Raw genomic sequence first — 15,504 nt, 5'->3', positions numbered from 1 at the left:
GCCGGGTGGCGCTCGGTCTGAGCGGCGCCTAAAGGGCCCGCACGGCCCTGCTTCAGGAGGATGGAAGTGCAAAAAACAATTAATAGAAAGGACTACTACGGCGGCGCGCTGATGGTCCTTATCGGTTTGGGGGCGATTTACGGTGGTACGGACTATCACATCGGATCGCTCAGCCACATGGGCCCCGGGTTCTTCCCCGCGGCATTGGGCGGCCTGCTCGCCCTGACAGGCATTCTGATTGCGATTTCGGCGCGTTCGGGCGAGGCGACTCCGCCCGCGCCGGGCGACGGTCACGCGCACGGTCTGCCGGATTTCCGCGGCGGCGCCTGCATCCTGCTGGGCACGCTGGCGTTCCTGGTGCTGGGCCACTGGGGCGGCTTGCTGCCGGCCACGTTCGCCATCGTCTTCATTTCCGCCTTGGGTGATCGTAAGAACACCATCAAGCAGGCGTTCGTACTGTCGCTCGGCATGTCCGTGATCGCGGTGGTGGTTTTCTGGTGGGCGCTGCAACTGCAGCTGCCGCTGTTTCGTTGGGGTTGAAGCGCCATGATCTCTCAATCTTTGATGGACCTTTGGTACGGCTTCGGCGTCGCGTTCCAGTTCCATAACCTGATGTGGTCGTTCTTCGGCGTGCTGGTGGGCAACCTCATCGGCGTGCTGCCCGGCATGGGCGCGTTGTCGGCCATTTCGATCCTGCTGCCGCTGACCTACGTGATGCAGCCGGTGCCGGCCATCCTGATGCTGGCTGGCATCTTCTACGGCTCGCAATACGGCGGCGCCATCGGCGCGATCCTGCTCAACCTGCCTTCGCATCCGCCGCACGCGGTGACCTGCCTGGACGGCTATCCTTTGACCAAACAGGGCAAGGGGGGCACGGCGCTGGGCATCACGATGATCTGTTCGTTCTTCGCGGCCTCGGTCGGGATCATCGTCATGATCTTCGCGTCGCCCTTGCTGGTCGAGGTGGCGTTCAAGTTCGGTCCGACCGAAATCTTCTCGATCATGCTGCTTGGCCTGCTGGCCGGCGCGACCATGTCGCGCGGTTCGCCCCTGAAGGGCGTGGCCATGACGCTGTTCGGTCTGATGTGCGGCGTGGTGGGCACTGACGTCAACACCGGCACCATCCGCTTCTCGTTCGGTTTGCTGGACCTGTCCGATGGTCTGGAGCTGGTGGCGATCTCGATGGGTCTGTTCGGCGTTGCCGACTTCCTGATGAGCGTCAACCGCATGACCATCATCGGCAGCGGCGCCAAGCTGCGCCTGCGCGACATGCGGCCCAGCAAGCAGGAACTCAAGACGGCGTTCTGGCCCATGGTGCGCGGTACCGCGGTTGGCACGCTGTTCGGCGCCATGCCCGGCACAGGCCCCACCATCACCACCTTCGTGGCCTACGCGCTGGAACGCAAGATCTCCAAGACGCCCGAGAAGTTCGGCACCGGCATGATCGCCGGCGTGGCTTCGCCCGAAGCGTCGTCGCACTCCAAGACGCAGGTCGACTTCATCCCGACGATGAGCCTGGGTATCCCTGGCGACGCCGTGATGGCGCTGATCCTGGGCGCGCTGCTGATCCAGGGCATCCAGCCCGGCCCGCAGCTGATCACCGAGCATCCGGACATCTTCTGGGGCCTGATCGCCAGCTTCTGGGTGGGCAACGTGCTGCTGATGGTGCTGAACGTGCCGCTGATCGGCGTGTGGGTCAAGCTGCTGCAGGTGCCGTATCGTTACCTGTTCCCGTCCGCGCTGTTCTTTATCGCGGTGGGCGTGTTCAGTACGCAGAACAGCCTCTTCCAGATCTGGGAAGTGCTGGCCTTCGGCGTGATCGGCGCCATCCTGATGACCCTGGAGTTTTCCGTCGCACCCATCCTGCTCGGCTTCGTGCTGGGGCCCATGGTCGAAGAGAACTTCCGCCGCGCGCTGCTGTTGTCGCGCGGTGACCTGGCGGTGTTCGTGCAGCGCCCGATCAGCGCCTGGTTCATCGCCGCCAGCGCGCTACTGATCCTGCTGCAGGTGTGGGCCTTCCTGCGCCGCAACAAGGGCAAGAACAAGCCGGCGGTCACGCAGACGGTCTGATTCCGCCTGGCGGTACCCTGGCTTGCGCACGGCCCGGCTTTCATGCCGGGCCGTTTGATTTATGCGCCGCCTTGCCGCAAGCTTCTGGTTTCCCCAGCCCGAACAGATCCCCGTCATGCACATACTCTTTGCCTGCCCCCTGCACGATCCCGATGTCTGGGTTCCGCGCTTGGAAGCCGCCATGCCCGGTTGCCGCATTTCCGTCTGGAATCCCGACGGTCCGCCTTCCGGCGCCGAAGTCGCCCTGGTCTGGCGTCCGCCCGCGGAGCTGTTCAGCCACGAGACCCGCATCGAGACGCTCTTCAACCTGGGCGCGGGCGTGGATGCCTTGCTCAAGATGCCCGAGATTCCACCGCATGTGCGCATCGTTCGTCTGGAAGACGCCGGCATGTCGGTGCAGATGGCCGAATACGCGCTCTACGCCTTGCTGCGCGTGTCTCGCGATTTCCAGGCCTTTGACGAGGCGCAGGCACGCCAGCATTGGGACACTCGCGAAGGCACGCGGCAGGCCGATTGGCCGGTCGGCGTGCTGGGCCTGGGGCAGGTCGGCGCCCGCGTGGCGCAGACGCTGGCCGAGTTCGGCTATCCGGTGGCGGGCTGGTCGCGCACACCGCGCGAGATCCCCGGCGTGCAGCCGTTCTCGGGCCAGGACGCCTTGCCAGCCTTTCTGGCCCGCACGCGTTTCCTGGTCAACGTCCTGCCCCTCACGCCCGATACCCGCGGCATTCTCAACCGCGGCACGCTCGGGCAGTTGCTGCCCGACGCGCATCTGGTCAACGTCGGCCGCGGCGAGCACCTGGTCGAAGAAGACCTGGTGCAGATGCTCGAAGAAGGCGAAATCGCCGGCGCCACGCTGGATGTCTTCCATACCGAGCCGCTGCCCAAAGATCACCCGTTCTGGCGCGATCCGCGGGTGCATGTCACGCCGCACATCGCCGCGCGCACCTTGCGCGACGAAAGCATCGAGCAGATCGCCGCCAAGGTCGCCCAGCTGATGCGGGGCGAAGCCATTACGGGCGTGGTCGAACGTTCGCGCGGCTACTGAGCCGCTGCTGTCGCGGGCGCCGCGGCGCCTTGCTTTTCCAGCCGTTGGTAGGTGGGGGGCAGGCGCTGCGATAGAAAGTCCAGCAACGTGCGCACCGCGGGCATCATGCCCCGGCGCGATGGATAGATGCAATGGACGATGCCTTCGGGCGACTGCCATTGCGGCAGCACCGGCACCAGCTGGCCGCGGCGCAGTTCTTCCTGCGTCGCGATCGACGGCAACAGCGCGATGCCGCGGCCGCGCACCGCGGCCTCGACCAGCACGATGAAGTCGTTGCAGGACAGCTGCGGCTTCAATTCAATATGCACTTCTTCGCCCTTGTCGTTGCGCAAGGGCCAGCGCACTTCGTTCTGCGGATCGCTGAAGCTCAGCGTGGTGTGCGAAGCCAAGTCCTGCGGCGTGTCCGGCACGCCATGGCGCTGCAGGTAGCCGGGGCTGGCCACCAGCGTGCCACGCGCGGTGCCCAGGTGGCGCACCACCAGCTCTGCGTCCGTATCCAGCTTGGTCCGCACCCGCAACGCCAGATCCACCCCTTCGCGGATCAGGTCCACGCGGCGATTGGTCACCAGCAACTGCACCGAAATCGCGGGCCAGGCATCCAGGAATTCAGGCAGCAGCGGCGCCAGCACATCCTGCGCGATCGACACCGGGCAGCTGACCACCACGGGGCCGGTGGGCTCGGACTGCAGCTGGCGCATGGCGTCGTCGGCCGCGCGGGCCGAGGCCGCCATCTCGCGGCAGTAATGCAGGTAGCGCTCGCCCGCGGCCGTCAGACGCAGGCGGCGGGTCGTGCGTTGCAAGAGCCGCACCCCGAGGCTTTCTTCCAGGTGCGAAATCCGGCGCGACAGGCGGGATTTGGGAATATCCAGCGCCCGGGCCGCCGCGCTGAAGCCGCCTTGCTCGACGACTTGGGAGAAGTAGTAGAGGTCGTTCAGATCTTGCATGATTGTTCTATGTGTGGAACGAGTAGTTCATCATACATGGGTTTATGCGATCAATTAAGCGGTCTACAGTGAGGCCATGCATTCAGGACCTGCGCCTTCGCCGCGGTCCCCACTGGAGATTAAGTCATGAAAACCCTGGTAATTCTTTCGTCGATTCTCGGCGACCGCTCGCACAGCAAGCAATTGGCCGACCATCTGGTGGCCCGCGTCAAGCAGGCCCATCCGGCCGCCATCATCACCATCCGTGATATCGGCGCCGCGCCACTGCCGTACTTCGACGGCGCGACCGCCGGGGCCCTGTTCACGCCCGCCGACGCGCGCAGTGTGGAGCAGCAGCGCATCGTCGAACTCAGCGATACGCTGGTGGCCGAGCTGCAGGAAGCGGACCGCATTGTGTTCGCCGTGCCGGTCTACAACTTCAACCTGCCCGCGCAGTTCAAGAGCTACCTGGACTACGTCGCCCGTGCTGGCGTCACGTTCCGTTATACGCCGGAAGGCGTACCCGAGGGCTTGGTGAAGGGTAAGCAGGTGTTCGTGCTGACGGCGCGCGGCGGCAAGGCCGAAGGCACGCCGTCGGACACCATGACGCCGTACCTGCGCCAGATGCTTGCCTTCCTGGGCATGACGGACGTGGCCTTCATCGCCGCCGAAGGCATGGCGATGGGCGAAACGGCCGCGCTGGAAGGCTTGGCGCTGGCCCGTCAGCGCATCGATGCGCTGTTGCTGGATGCGCCGCAAGCCGAGCGCCAAGTGGCTTGAAGCATGAAAAAAGCGGGCCCGTGGGCCCGCTTTTCTTGCCGCGCGGCGCGTATCAATCGCGCAGGCGCTTGACCAGGCTCGACGTATCCCAACGGCCGCCGCCCATTTTCTGCACGTCGCCGTAGAACTGGTCGACCAGCGCCGTCAGTGGCAGGCGGGCGCCATTGTGGCGCGCTTCGGCCAGCACCAGGCCCAGGTCCTTGCGCATCCAGTCCACCGCGAAACCGAAGTCGAACTTGTCGTCGACCATGGTGCCGCCGCGGTTTTCCATTTGCCAGCTTTGCGCCGCGCCCTTGCTGATCACGTCCAGCACCACCTTCATGTCCAGGTCGGCGGCCTGGCCGAACGCCACGGCTTCCGACAGGCCCTGCACGATGCCGGCGATGCAGATCTGGTTGACCATCTTGGCCAGTTGCCCGGCGCCCGGAGGGCCCACGCGGGTGACGGCGCGCCCAAATGCCTGCGCCACCGGCTTGATGGCGTCGAACACGGCCTGTTCGCCGCCGCACATGATGGTCAGCACGCCGTTGACGGCGCCCGCCTGGCCGCCGGACACCGGCGCGTCGATGAAATTCAGTCCCAGGTCCTTGGCCTGCGCATAGAGCTCTCGGGCCACGTCGGCCGATGCCGTGGTGTGGTCCACGAAGACCGCGCCCGGCGCCATGCCCGAGAACGCGCCGTCCGGGCCCAGCACCACACTGCGCAGGTCGTCGTCGTTGCCCACGCAGGCAAAGACGATCTGTGCGCCGGCCACGGCTTCGCGCGGCGTCATGGCGCTGCGGCCGCCGAATTCCGCTGCCCAGGCCTGGGCCTTGGACGGCGTGCGGTTGTAGACGGTGACGTCGTGCCCGGCGCGGGCCAGGTGGCCGGCCATGGGCAGGCCCATCACGCCCAAGCCTAGGAATGCAACTTTCTGGGCCACGACCGCGTCGTAGCTCTTGGTACCGATCGATGCCATGCAGGGGACTCCGCTAAGGAAAGGTAAACCTGAGGCAGTAACCTTAACGCAATCAAAAGCCGGCGGCGAGTCCGTCGCGGCGGCTGTCGCTGGCGCTGACATAGCCGTCCACCGCCGGGTCACCCAGGCGCCAGATGAATTGGCCCGAGCCGAAATCCATATAGGGGTCTTCGATGCCTTCCAGGACATGGCCGCGCGACCGCAGACCCTGCGTCATGGCCGGCGCCATCGATGCTTCCACATCGACCGCCAGCCCCTGGTTCCATTTCCAGCGCGGCGCATCGCACGCCGCCTGGGGCTGCTGGCCGTAGTCCAGCATGCGCACCAGTGTCTGCACCTGGCCCTGCGGCTGCATGTTGCCGCCCATGACGCCAAAGCTCATCACCGGCGCGCCATCGCGCATCAGGAAGCCGGGGATGATGGTGTGGAACGGGCGCTTGCCGCCCGCCACGGCATTGGGGTGGTCGGGCAGGGTGCTGAAACAGTGGCCGCGGTTCTGCAGGCTGACCCCAGTGCCCGGCACCACCACGCCCGAGCCGAAGCCCATGTAGTTGGATTGGATGAAGCTCACCATCATGCCGCTGCGGTCGGCGGCGGTCAGGTACACCGTGCCGCCCTGTGGTGCATGGCCACAGGCGAACGCCTGGGCCACATTGGGATCGATCAGCCGCGCGCGTTCGGCCAGGTAGCCGGGGTGCAGCATCTGCGCGGGGCTTAGGCGCATGTGGCGCGAGTCCGCCACGTGCGTATAGACGTCGGCGAAAGCCAGCTTCATGGCCTCGATCAGCAGATGCTGGGTTTCGGGGTGATCTACGGGCCGGGCCGCCAGATCGAAATTCTGCAGGATGCCCAGCGCGATCAAGGCCGCGATGCCCTGGCCGTTCGGCGGAATCTGGTGCAGCGTGTGGCCGCGGTACAGCTGGCTGATGGGCGCGACCCATTCCGGCGCGTAGTCGCGCAGGTCCGCCAGGGTCAACGCGGCGTCATGGGCCTGCGCATGGGCGACCAGCTTATGGGCCGTTTCACCCTCATAGAAGTCGCGTCCGCCGCTGGCGGCAATGCGCCTGAGCGTCGCGGCGGCGCCCTTCAGCGTGAAATGTTCGCCGATGTGCGGCGCGCGGCCGCGCGGCAGGAAGTGTTCGGCAAAACCGGGTTGCGGTTGCAGCACATCGGCCTGCGCCGCCCACTTTTCATGCACCATCGGGCTGATGGCAAAGCCGCGTTCGGCGTAATCGATGGCGGGTGCCAGCACGTCGGCGAACGGCAGGCTGCCCAGCTTTTCATGCAGCGCGGCCCAGCCTGCCACGCAACCCGGCACCGTGACGCTGTCCCAGCCGCGGGTGGGAATGACGCCCTGGTGCCGGCGCCGGAAATAATCCAGGTTCCAGGCGCCGGGCGCCGTGCCCGATGCGTTCAGGCCATGCAGTTTCGAGCCGTCCCAGACGATGGCGAAGCAATCCGATCCCAGGCCGTTGCTGACGGGTTCGGTCAGCGTCAGCGTGGCCGCCGCCGCGATGGCTGCGTCCACGGCGTTGCCGCCATTGGCCAGGATGCGCAGTCCGGCCTGCGCCGCCAGCGGCTGCGAGGTGGCGACGACATTGCGGGCGAAGACGGGCGTGCGCGTGGTGGGATAGGGGTTGTTCCAGTCGAAATTCATGTCGAATCATCGCGTGGGGTAAACCCGTAGCTTAACGTAGATGCCTGGCGGCGCCGTGCATCCTGTAGTGCACTGTAATTATCAGTATTCTTTGATGGGCTGGACAGGGCGGCTGCGCTTTGTGGCCAGCCAAAAGAAAAACCCCCGGCAAGCCGGGGGTTGAAGTGGATTGCTGACCGCCGCCTTGAGGGCAGCGGACAAGACATCAATCTTCTTCGACGAAAGTCTCTTCGCGCTTCTTGCGGATGGCCGGCAGGGCCACCAGGATCACCAGGAACACGGCCACGGCCAGCAGGGATGCCGACAGGGGGCGCGTCACGAAGGTGGTGAAGTCGCCACGCGACAGCAGCAGGGCACGGCGGAAGTTTTCTTCCATCATGGGGCCCAGCACCAGGCCCAGCAGCAGCGGAGCGCCTTCGCACTTCAGCTTCGACCAGACATAGCCCACGATGCCGAACATGGCGGTGGTGAAGATGTCGAACGCGTTGTAGTTCAGCGAATACACACCGATGGTGCAAAACACCAGAATCGCGGGGAACAGGATGCGGTAGGGCACCTTCAGCAGCTTGACCCACAGGCCGATCAGCGGCAGGTTCAGCACCACCAGCATCAGGTTGCCGATCCACATCGAGGCGATTAGGCCCCAGAACAGCTCCGGGTGGCTCGTCATGACTTGCGGGCCGGGCTGGATGTTGTGGATCGTCATCGCGCCCACCATCAGCGCCATCACGGCGTTGCCCGGGATACCCAGGGTCAGCAACGGAATGAACGACGTTTGCGCGGCGGCGTTGTTGGCCGATTCCGGCCCTGCCAGGCCGGCCGGGTGGCCCTTGCCGAAGCGTTCCGGATTGCGCGAGATCTTCTTTTCCAGCGTGTACGACGCGAACGACGACAGCACGGCGCCACCGCCCGGCAGGATGCCCAGTGCCGAACCCAGGGCCGTGCCGCGCAGGACGGCGGGGTACGATTCCTTGAATTCCTGCTTGTTGGGATACAGCGAGCCGATCTTGTCGGTGATGTCGACGCGGTTTTCCTTCTGCTCCAGGTTGGTCATGATTTCGGCAAAGCCGAACACGCCCATGGCCACGATGGCGAAGTCGATACCGTCTTGCAGTTCCGGCACGCCGAAGTCGAAGCGGGCAACGCCCGAGTTGACGTCGGTGCCGACCATGCCCAGCAGCAGACCCAGGATGATCATCGCGATGGCCTTGGGCAGCGAGCCCGAGGCCAGCACCACGGCGCCGACCAGGCCCAGGCACATCAGCGAGAAGTACTCGGCGGGGCCGAACTTGAAGGCGACTTCAGCCAGCGGGGGTGCGAAGGCGGCCAGCAGCAGCGTGGCCACGCAACCGGCGAAGAACGAACCCAGGGCGGCAATCGCCAAGGCGGCGCCAGCGCGGCCGTTGCGGGCCATCTGGTGACCGTCCAGCACGGTCACTACCGCGGACGTTTCCCCTGGCAGCGCCACGAGAATGGCCGTGGTCGAACCACCGTATTGAGCACCGTAGTAAATACCGGCCAGCATGATCAGGCCGGCCACCGGGGGCAGCACGTACGTGATCGGCAGCAGCATCGCGATGGTCGGAACGGGGCCGATGCCCGGCAACACGCCGATCAGCGTACCCAGCACGCAGCCCAGCAGGGCGTACAACAGGTTCTCGGGCGTGAACGCCACCGAGAAACCCAACATCAGGTTGTCAAACAATTCCATGACCGGTTGCTCCTTAGTTCATGCCCAGAAACGACGGCCACAGCGGGAAAATCAGCCCCAGCCCCTTGACGAATGCGAGATACGAGAACACCACCAGGAAGATGCCGTTGGCGACGGCGACCTTCAGGCTGAACTCGTGGCTCGCCAGGCTGCTGATCACAACCAGAATGAACACCGAGATATAGATGCCCAGCAGCTTGAGGACCAGGCCGTAGATGACCACGGACCCGACCACCAGCAGCACGATGCGCCAGTCGAATTTGTCGACATGGGTTTCGTGGGCCTTCTTGGACATCGAGCCAAGCAGCACGATTGCGCCCAGCAATGCCAGAACAATGCCTAGCCAGAAAGGAAAATACCCGGGGCCCATCCGGGCGGCAGTACCCATTTGGTAGCTGCTGGCTTGCCAGGCGAATCCCAGTCCAAGGGCGATGAACATCACCCCCGACCAGAAGTCCTGTCGATTGCGTAGCTGCATGATTGGTTGGCTCCTGTTTACAGCATGTAGATAAAAAAGGTTTGTGATCCGTCGCGCTGGCCGAAAGGCGAGTGACAGGCACAAAAAAGGCACGTCGCGGTGCCTTGGGTTCTTTTGAAAGCGTCGGCGAGGCTTCTTGAAAGGCCGAATGGTAATGGACACCCGCGACGATGCAAACCCTGTAAGCTCGGTGAAAGCCTGGGGTTTTCCCTAGAATTGGGGAACTCCCGATCCCCAGATGTAACGGGGCGGGCAGATTGATGGCGTTTTGAAAGCTAAGTGAAAGTTTATAGAAAGAAATGCGAAAGCGGGGTGGAGCGATCCCCCTGATTTCCGTTGCGCGGGACTTTTCTAGTCGGCCCTGATCGGTTATGTTGCCCGCCGCTGGAATGACAGCTGCATTTCCTACTGAATATTGCCGTGTTTCTCACCTTGCGTGAAGAGGCCCGATTCCCACCTGGATGGTTTACGATAGCGCCCATGCTGCAAGACCTAGACCAACTCGCCGCCCGTATCGGGCAACTGGTGCAACGCACCCGGCACCTCCATGCCGAGCGCGACGCCTTGCGCGCGCGCCTGAATGAATCCGAAGCCGAGCAGCGCGTGCAGAAGCAACGCGCCGCCGAGCGCGATGCCGACATCGCCGCCTTGCAGAGCAAGCTGCAAGACAATGACGGCGCCGTGACCGCGATGCTCGAGCAGGCGCAAAAGGCTGAAGTCGCCTTGCGCGAACAGCTCGCTCGCGAAACCGCCGAGCGTCATTCGCTCGAAGCGCGCTTCTCCGCAAGGGAAACCGAGCTGCAGGGCAGCCTGCAAGTCCGCGACGCTGAACTACAGCGCTTGCGCGTGGCCGCGGCTGCGGCCCGCGAGCGCATCGACGCCGTCCTGGCCCGCTTGCCGGGTGCGCCGTCCGGAGAGCAACACTGATGGAACGCGTTGACGTAACGATATTGGGGCGCGACTACTCGCTGGCGTGCTCCGCCGAAGAAAAGCCCACGCTGATGGCTGCCGTGCGCCACGTGGACCAGCTCATGCTGCGCATCCAGGGCACCGGCAAGGTCTCCAGCAACGAACGCATCGCCGTCATGGCCGCGTTGCAGGTCGCTGGCGAGCTTCTCGCCATGAAAGCACCTGACGGTCCGTTGGGCGGTTTGGCGGTCGGCGACTTCAAGCGTAGAATTGAGGACATGAACGCAGTCCTCGACGATGCCTTGTCGGGTCAAGAAAAGCTGCTCTGACGTTCATCCGCAGTTTTCACCCAGTTTTTTTCAGTATTTTCAGTTTGTCCCTGCCGTGTCCGTGACCTGGCCATACATTCTCTGAACCTATGTCTTATGGCATATTGGTTGCGGGAGTGCAGAGCTGGAGTGATTGTCTCTCGTAGACGAACCCGACGCTCTTCGGAACGCGACCACCTTGAACCTCAGGGTTCGAGATGCCGGCCTTGACGGCACAGGCGGGGCATCTACCCAGCGGGCCTGCCATCAGCGCAGGTCCGCGTCGGGCGCCTCCCCCATCGTCCTCCCTCATAGGACCAGTCCATGTTCAAACCCCCTGTTTTTTCGCTGACCAAACTTGGCGCGGCGTGCGCAGCCGTGGCTGCTCTTGCCGTTGCACAGCCCGTTTTCGCGCAAGCACAGGCCCCCGCGCCTGCCGCGACGGAGTCCGCGGCCAACCGGTCGCCGGAACTGACCCTGCAGGCCACGGCTTCGTCCGAGGTCAAGCAGGACACGGTGCGCATCACCTTGTCCGCCGAGGTCGAGGCCGCGGATCAGCCGGCCGCTGGCAAGAAGCTGACCGCCATGCTGGACGATGTCGCCAAGCGCGCCCGTGACACCAAGGGCGTGGACGTGCGCACCGGCAGCTTCAATGTCTGGCCCAATTCCAGCAGCGGCAGCAAGGTCGTCAAGAACGCCGGCTGGCGCGGCCAGGGCGAGATCATCCTGGAATCGAAGGACTTCCCGGCCGCGGCGGCGCTGGCCTCCACGCTGTCCGACAAGACCGCCATCTCGAACATCAGCTTCTCGCTGTCCCGCGAAGTCCGCGAAGCCGAAGAGCGCAAGCTGCTGAAAGAAGCTGCGCAGGCCTTCAAGGATCGCGCGCTGGCCGCCTCCAATGCCTTCGGTTTCTCCGGCTACCGCCTGAGCAAGCTCGAGCTGGGCGGTTCCGGCGGCGTGACGCCCATGCCGCGCATGATGGGCGCGATGGCCAAGGACGCCTCGGGCGGCGCCGGTTTCAGCGCCGACGTCCCCCTGGAAGCGGGAGACGTCACGGTCAGCATCTCGGTTAACGGGACGATCGTTTTGCAGTAATGCTGAACATGATGGCGCCCAGGGCGACCATCGGCAGGGACAGCCACTGCCCCATGCTCAATCCCCCCGCGAGCAGGCCGAGGAAATTGTCCGGCTCGCGGGTGAATTCCACCAGGAAACGGAACGTTCCGTAGCCCATCAGGAATACCGCGCTCACCTGGCCCAGGGGGCGCGGCTTGCTCGAAAACCACCACATCAGCGCGAACAGCACGATGCCTTCCAGGCCCAGCTCATAGAGCTGCGAGGGATGGCGGGGCACGCCGTCGCCACTGCTCGGAAACACCATCGCCCAAGGCACGTCGGTCGGACGGCCCCACAGTTCGCCGTTGATGAAGTTGCCCAGGCGGCCAAAGCCCAGTCCCAGCGGAATCAGCGGCGCGATGAAGTCGCTGACCGCAAAGAACGGCAGGCCCTTTTTACGGGCGAACAGCAGCATCACCAGGATCACGCCGATCAGGCCGCCATGGAAGGACATGCCGCCTTCCCACAGATAGAACACTTCCAGCGGGTGCGACAGGTAGTAGCTCGGCTTGTAGAACAGCACGTAGCCCAGCCGCCCGCCCAGCACCACGCCCAGGACGCTGTAGAAGATCAGGTCTTCCAGGTCGCGCACGTTCAGCGACGTGGTGTGCCCGCGCGTGATGCGCCGGCGGCCCAGCAGGTACACCAGGGCGAAGCCCACCAGATACATCAGCCCGTACCAATGGATGGACAGCGGCCCGATCTGCAGGGCAACGGGGTCGAATTTTGGATATTGCAGCATGTTCCGCCCGACACAATAAAGTTGAATGATAATAACCGGCGAGCCCTGAGGTGTATCGACATCCGCAGGGGTCTCGCCACAGGCCGGTATCTGGTTGCCAGGCTAGGCGCGGCCGCCACGTCCGCGCCCTGACGGCCGACAGGAGACAACAGACCATGTCGCACAACGAACGTTCCCGCCATATCACCCACGGCGTCGCCCGGGCCCCCAACCGCGCCATGTATTACGCGCTGGGCTACCAGGAAGCCGACTTCGAAAACCCCATGATCGGTGTGGCCAATGGCCATTCCACCATTACGCCCTGCAACAGCGGCCTGCAGCGCCTGGCCGATGCCGCCATCGACGCCATCCGCGGCGCCCGCGCCAATCCCCAGGTCTTCGGCACGCCTACCATCTCCGATGGCATGTCGATGGGCACCGAGGGCATGAAGTATTCCCTGGTGTCGCGCGAGGTCATCGCCGACTGTATCGAGACCGCCGCGCAGGGCCAGTGGATGGACGGCGTGGTGGTCATCGGTGGCTGCGACAAGAACATGCCGGGCGGCATGATCGCCTTGGCGCGCATGAACGTGCCTGGCATTTATGTCTATGGCGGCACCATCAAGCCGGGCCACTACAAAGGCAAGGACCTGACTATCGTGTCCGTCTTCGAAGCGGTGGGCGAATACACCATGGGGCGCATGCCCGAAGCCGATTTCAAGCAGATCGAAAAATGCGCCATTCCCGGTTCGGGCTCCTGTGGCGGCATGTACACCGCCAACACCATGAGCTCGTCCTTCGAGGCCATGGGCATGAGCCTGCCGTATTCCAGCACCATGTCCAATGTCGACGACGAAAAAGTCGTGTCGGCCGCCGAATCCGCCCGGGTCCTGGTGGATGCCGTGCGGCGCGGCCTGCGTCCGCGCGACATCATCACCCGCGAATCCATTGAAAACGCGGTATCGGTCATCATGGCCACGGGCGGCTCGACCAACGCCGTGCTGCATTTCCTGGCCATCGCGCACGCCGCCGAAGTGCCGTGGACCATCGACGACTTCGAGCGCATCCGCAAGCGCGTACCCGTGCTCTGCGACCTGAAGCCGTCCGGCAAGTATGTCGCCACCGACCTGCATCAGGCTGGCGGTATCCCGCAAGTCATGAAACTGCTGCTCAACGCAGGGCTGCTGCATGGCGACTGCATCACCATCACCGGCAAGACAATCGCCGAAACCCTGGCGGATGTTCCTGATACGCCGCGTGCCGACCAGGACGTGATCATGCCGCTGGACCGCGCGTTGTATCCCCAAGGCCACCTGGCTATCCTCAAAGGCAACCTTTCGCCCGAAGGCTGCGTGGCCAAGATCACCGGCTTGAAGAATCCCGTGATCACCGGACCGGCGCGGGTCTTCGATTCCGAAGACGACGCCATGGCCGCTATCATGGCGCGCCAGATCGTCGACGGCGACGTCGTCGTGATCCGCTACGAAGGTCCCAAGGGCGGGCCCGGCATGCGCGAAATGCTGGCGCCCACCTCCGCGCTGATCGGACAGGGGCTGGGCGAAACCGTCGGCCTCATCACCGATGGCCGCTTTTCCGGCGGCACCTGGGGCATGGTCGTGGGTCATGTCGCGCCCGAGGCCTTCGTGGGCGGCCCGATCGCGCTGATCCGCGAGGGCGATTCGGTTACCATCGATGCCCACAAGCTGCTGCTGCAGCTCAACATCAGCGACGAAGAGATGGCGGCTCGTCGCCAGGCCTGGGTCCAGCCCAAGCCGCGTTATACACGCGGTGTGCTTGCCAAGTTCGGCAAGCTCGCCAGCACCGCGAGCCGTGGGGCAGTAACCGATGCATTTGATACGTAGTTTGTGGGTGGCCGCCGCCGGCCTGCTGGTCGCAGGCGCGGCGCAGGCCCAGACCACCGGCCTGGACCTGGCCAAGAACAAGGCCTGTATGGCCTGCCACCAGGTGGAGGCCAAGCGCGTGGGGCCGCCGCTGGCCAGCGTGGCCGAACGCTATGCCGGGCAAGGTCCCGCCATGGTGGATTACCTGGCCGGCAAGATCCGCGGGGGCGGCCGCGGGGCTTGGGGCGCCGTGCCCATGCCAGCGCAAACGCACGTCAGCCCGGAAGACGCGCGCCTCCTGGCCGAATGGATCTTGTCGCTGGCGCCGGCCAAGCAGTAGTCTTATCGTCTTTAGAAAGGAATCGTCATGGCAGAACAACCCTCCCCAGGCAATGAAGTCGCCGTTCTTGGCGGCGGCTGCTTCTGGTGCGTCGAAGCGGTCTTCACTGACCTGCGCGGCGTCAAAAGCGTGCTGCCCGGCTATAGCGGCGGCCATGTGGACAACCCCAGCTACGAACAGGTCTGCGGCAAGGACACCGGGCACATCGAAGTGGCCCGCATCGAATTCGATCCGGCCGAACTGTCGTACAGCGATCTCTTGCGCGTGTTCTTCGCCACGCACGATCCAACCACGCCGGGCCGCCAGGGCAACGACATCGGTCCGCAGTACGAATCGGCCATCTTCTGGCAGAACGACACGCAGCGCGAGCAGGCCCAGGCCATCATCGCCGAAGTCGACGCCCAGAAAATCTACGACGCGCCCATCGTCACCAAGTTGCTGGCGCCCGCCAAATTCTGGCAAGCCGAGGACTACCACCGCGACTACTTCGCCCTGCATCCCGAACAGGGCTATTGCCAGTTCGTGATCGCGCCCAAGGTGGCCAAATTCCGCAAGCAGTTCCAGGATCGCCTGACGAAATAACGCCGGCGCAGGCAAAAAAAACCTCACCCAAGGTGAGGTTTCAAAGCCAGCGCACGGCGCATCGC

General features: G+C 64.5%; 16 protein-coding genes and 1 other RNA gene. 11 read left to right on the top strand and 6 right to left on the bottom strand.

Features of this window, described 5'->3' with window-relative positions; genetic code table 11:
* Window positions 1–60: 60 nt before the first annotated feature.
* The 3 genes from A9974_RS07505 (at window position 61) to A9974_RS07495 (ending at window position 3,115) form a co-directional block, all read left to right on the top strand.
* A complete protein-coding gene (locus tag A9974_RS07505) occupies window positions 61–540 on the top strand; it encodes a tripartite tricarboxylate transporter TctB family protein (protein ID WP_175195624.1) in 480 nt (159 codons plus the stop codon).
* Window positions 541–546: 6 nt separating this feature from the next.
* Window positions 547–2,070, top strand: coding sequence for a tripartite tricarboxylate transporter permease (locus tag A9974_RS07500; RefSeq protein WP_183003480.1), 1,524 nt, complete (start codon window positions 547–549; stop codon window positions 2,068–2,070).
* A 115-nt stretch (window positions 2,071–2,185) separates the two neighbouring features.
* A complete protein-coding gene (locus A9974_RS07495) occupies window positions 2,186–3,115 on the top strand; it encodes a glyoxylate/hydroxypyruvate reductase A (protein WP_183003479.1) in 930 nt (309 codons plus the stop codon).
* Here the strand turns inward: A9974_RS07495 and A9974_RS07490 are convergent.
* Window positions 3,109–4,059, bottom strand: a complete 951-nt coding sequence (locus A9974_RS07490; protein ID WP_183003478.1) for a LysR family transcriptional regulator — start codon at window positions 4,057–4,059, stop codon at window positions 3,109–3,111. The genes A9974_RS07495 and A9974_RS07490 overlap by 7 nt on opposite strands.
* Before the next feature lie 126 nt (window positions 4,060–4,185).
* Between A9974_RS07490 and A9974_RS07485 the strand changes: the two genes are divergently transcribed.
* Window positions 4,186–4,818, top strand: a complete 633-nt coding sequence (locus tag A9974_RS07485) for an FMN-dependent NADH-azoreductase (protein ID WP_183003477.1) — start codon at window positions 4,186–4,188, stop codon at window positions 4,816–4,818.
* A 52-nt stretch (window positions 4,819–4,870) separates the two neighbouring features.
* Here A9974_RS07485 and A9974_RS07480 read toward each other — a convergent pair whose 3' ends face one another.
* The 4 genes from A9974_RS07480 to A9974_RS07465 all read right to left on the bottom strand — a co-directional run bounded on the left by A9974_RS07480 (window position 4,871) and on the right by A9974_RS07465 (window position 9,622).
* Window positions 4,871–5,776, bottom strand: a complete 906-nt coding sequence (locus A9974_RS07480) for an NAD(P)-dependent oxidoreductase (protein WP_183003476.1) — start codon at window positions 5,774–5,776, stop codon at window positions 4,871–4,873.
* Between the two features lie 52 nt (window positions 5,777–5,828).
* Complete coding sequence (locus tag A9974_RS07475) at window positions 5,829–7,433, bottom strand: gamma-glutamyltransferase family protein (RefSeq protein ID WP_183003475.1); 1,605 nt, start codon at window positions 7,431–7,433, stop codon at window positions 5,829–5,831.
* Between the two features lie 205 nt (window positions 7,434–7,638).
* Complete coding sequence (locus A9974_RS07470; protein WP_183003474.1) at window positions 7,639–9,144, bottom strand: tripartite tricarboxylate transporter permease; 1,506 nt, start codon at window positions 9,142–9,144, stop codon at window positions 7,639–7,641.
* A 13-nt stretch (window positions 9,145–9,157) separates the two neighbouring features.
* A complete protein-coding gene (locus A9974_RS07465) occupies window positions 9,158–9,622 on the bottom strand; it encodes a tripartite tricarboxylate transporter TctB family protein (protein WP_183003473.1) in 465 nt (154 codons plus the stop codon).
* A gap of 396 nt (window positions 9,623–10,018) precedes the next feature.
* Between A9974_RS07465 and A9974_RS07460 the strand changes: the two genes are divergently transcribed.
* The 4 genes from A9974_RS07460 (at window position 10,019) to A9974_RS07445 (ending at window position 11,934) form a co-directional block, all read left to right on the top strand.
* Window positions 10,019–10,549, top strand: a complete 531-nt coding sequence (locus A9974_RS07460) for a hypothetical protein (protein WP_183003649.1) — start codon at window positions 10,019–10,021, stop codon at window positions 10,547–10,549.
* Window positions 10,549–10,860, top strand: coding sequence for a cell division protein ZapA (locus tag A9974_RS07455; RefSeq protein WP_025137459.1), 312 nt, complete (start codon window positions 10,549–10,551; stop codon window positions 10,858–10,860). The genes A9974_RS07460 and A9974_RS07455 overlap by 1 nt, the downstream gene beginning before the upstream one ends.
* Window positions 10,861–10,904: 44 nt before the next feature.
* Window positions 10,905–11,089: non-coding RNA, 6S RNA (ssrS, locus tag A9974_RS07450), on the top strand.
* A gap of 74 nt (window positions 11,090–11,163) precedes the next feature.
* Window positions 11,164–11,934: an SIMPL domain-containing protein gene (locus A9974_RS07445; RefSeq protein ID WP_183003472.1), complete on the top strand. Its 771-nt coding sequence runs from the start codon at window positions 11,164–11,166 to the stop codon at window positions 11,932–11,934.
* On the opposite strand, the gene lgt is transcribed toward A9974_RS07445, so the two are convergent.
* The gene (lgt, locus tag A9974_RS07440) at window positions 11,909–12,697 is read right to left on the bottom strand and encodes a prolipoprotein diacylglyceryl transferase (protein WP_183003471.1); all 789 of its coding nucleotides are present in this window, start codon (window positions 12,695–12,697) and stop codon (window positions 11,909–11,911) included. The two genes, A9974_RS07445 and lgt, sit on opposite strands and share 26 nt — an antisense overlap.
* A gap of 155 nt (window positions 12,698–12,852) precedes the next feature.
* On the opposite strand from lgt, the gene ilvD reads away from it, so the two are divergent.
* From ilvD to msrA, 3 genes are read left to right on the top strand one after another with little or no spacing between them, the layout of a single operon-like run.
* Window positions 12,853–14,538: a dihydroxy-acid dehydratase gene (gene ilvD / locus A9974_RS07435; RefSeq protein ID WP_183003470.1), complete on the top strand. Its 1,686-nt coding sequence runs from the start codon at window positions 12,853–12,855 to the stop codon at window positions 14,536–14,538.
* Complete coding sequence (locus A9974_RS07430; protein ID WP_183003469.1) at window positions 14,522–14,857, top strand: c-type cytochrome; 336 nt, start codon at window positions 14,522–14,524, stop codon at window positions 14,855–14,857. The genes ilvD and A9974_RS07430 overlap by 17 nt, the downstream gene beginning before the upstream one ends.
* 27 nt (window positions 14,858–14,884) lie before the next feature.
* Entirely contained in the window at window positions 14,885–15,439 is a 555-nt protein-coding gene (gene msrA, locus A9974_RS07425; RefSeq protein WP_183003468.1) for a peptide-methionine (S)-S-oxide reductase MsrA, read from the top strand.
* The last annotated feature ends 65 nt before the right edge of the window (window positions 15,440–15,504 follow it).

The sequence above is a fragment of the Achromobacter sp. UMC71 genome, assembly GCF_014170305.1.
In the GTDB taxonomy this organism is placed as follows: Bacteria; Pseudomonadota; Gammaproteobacteria; order Burkholderiales; family Burkholderiaceae_B; genus Achromobacter.
This window is presented reverse-complemented; position numbering and strand designations above follow the sequence as displayed.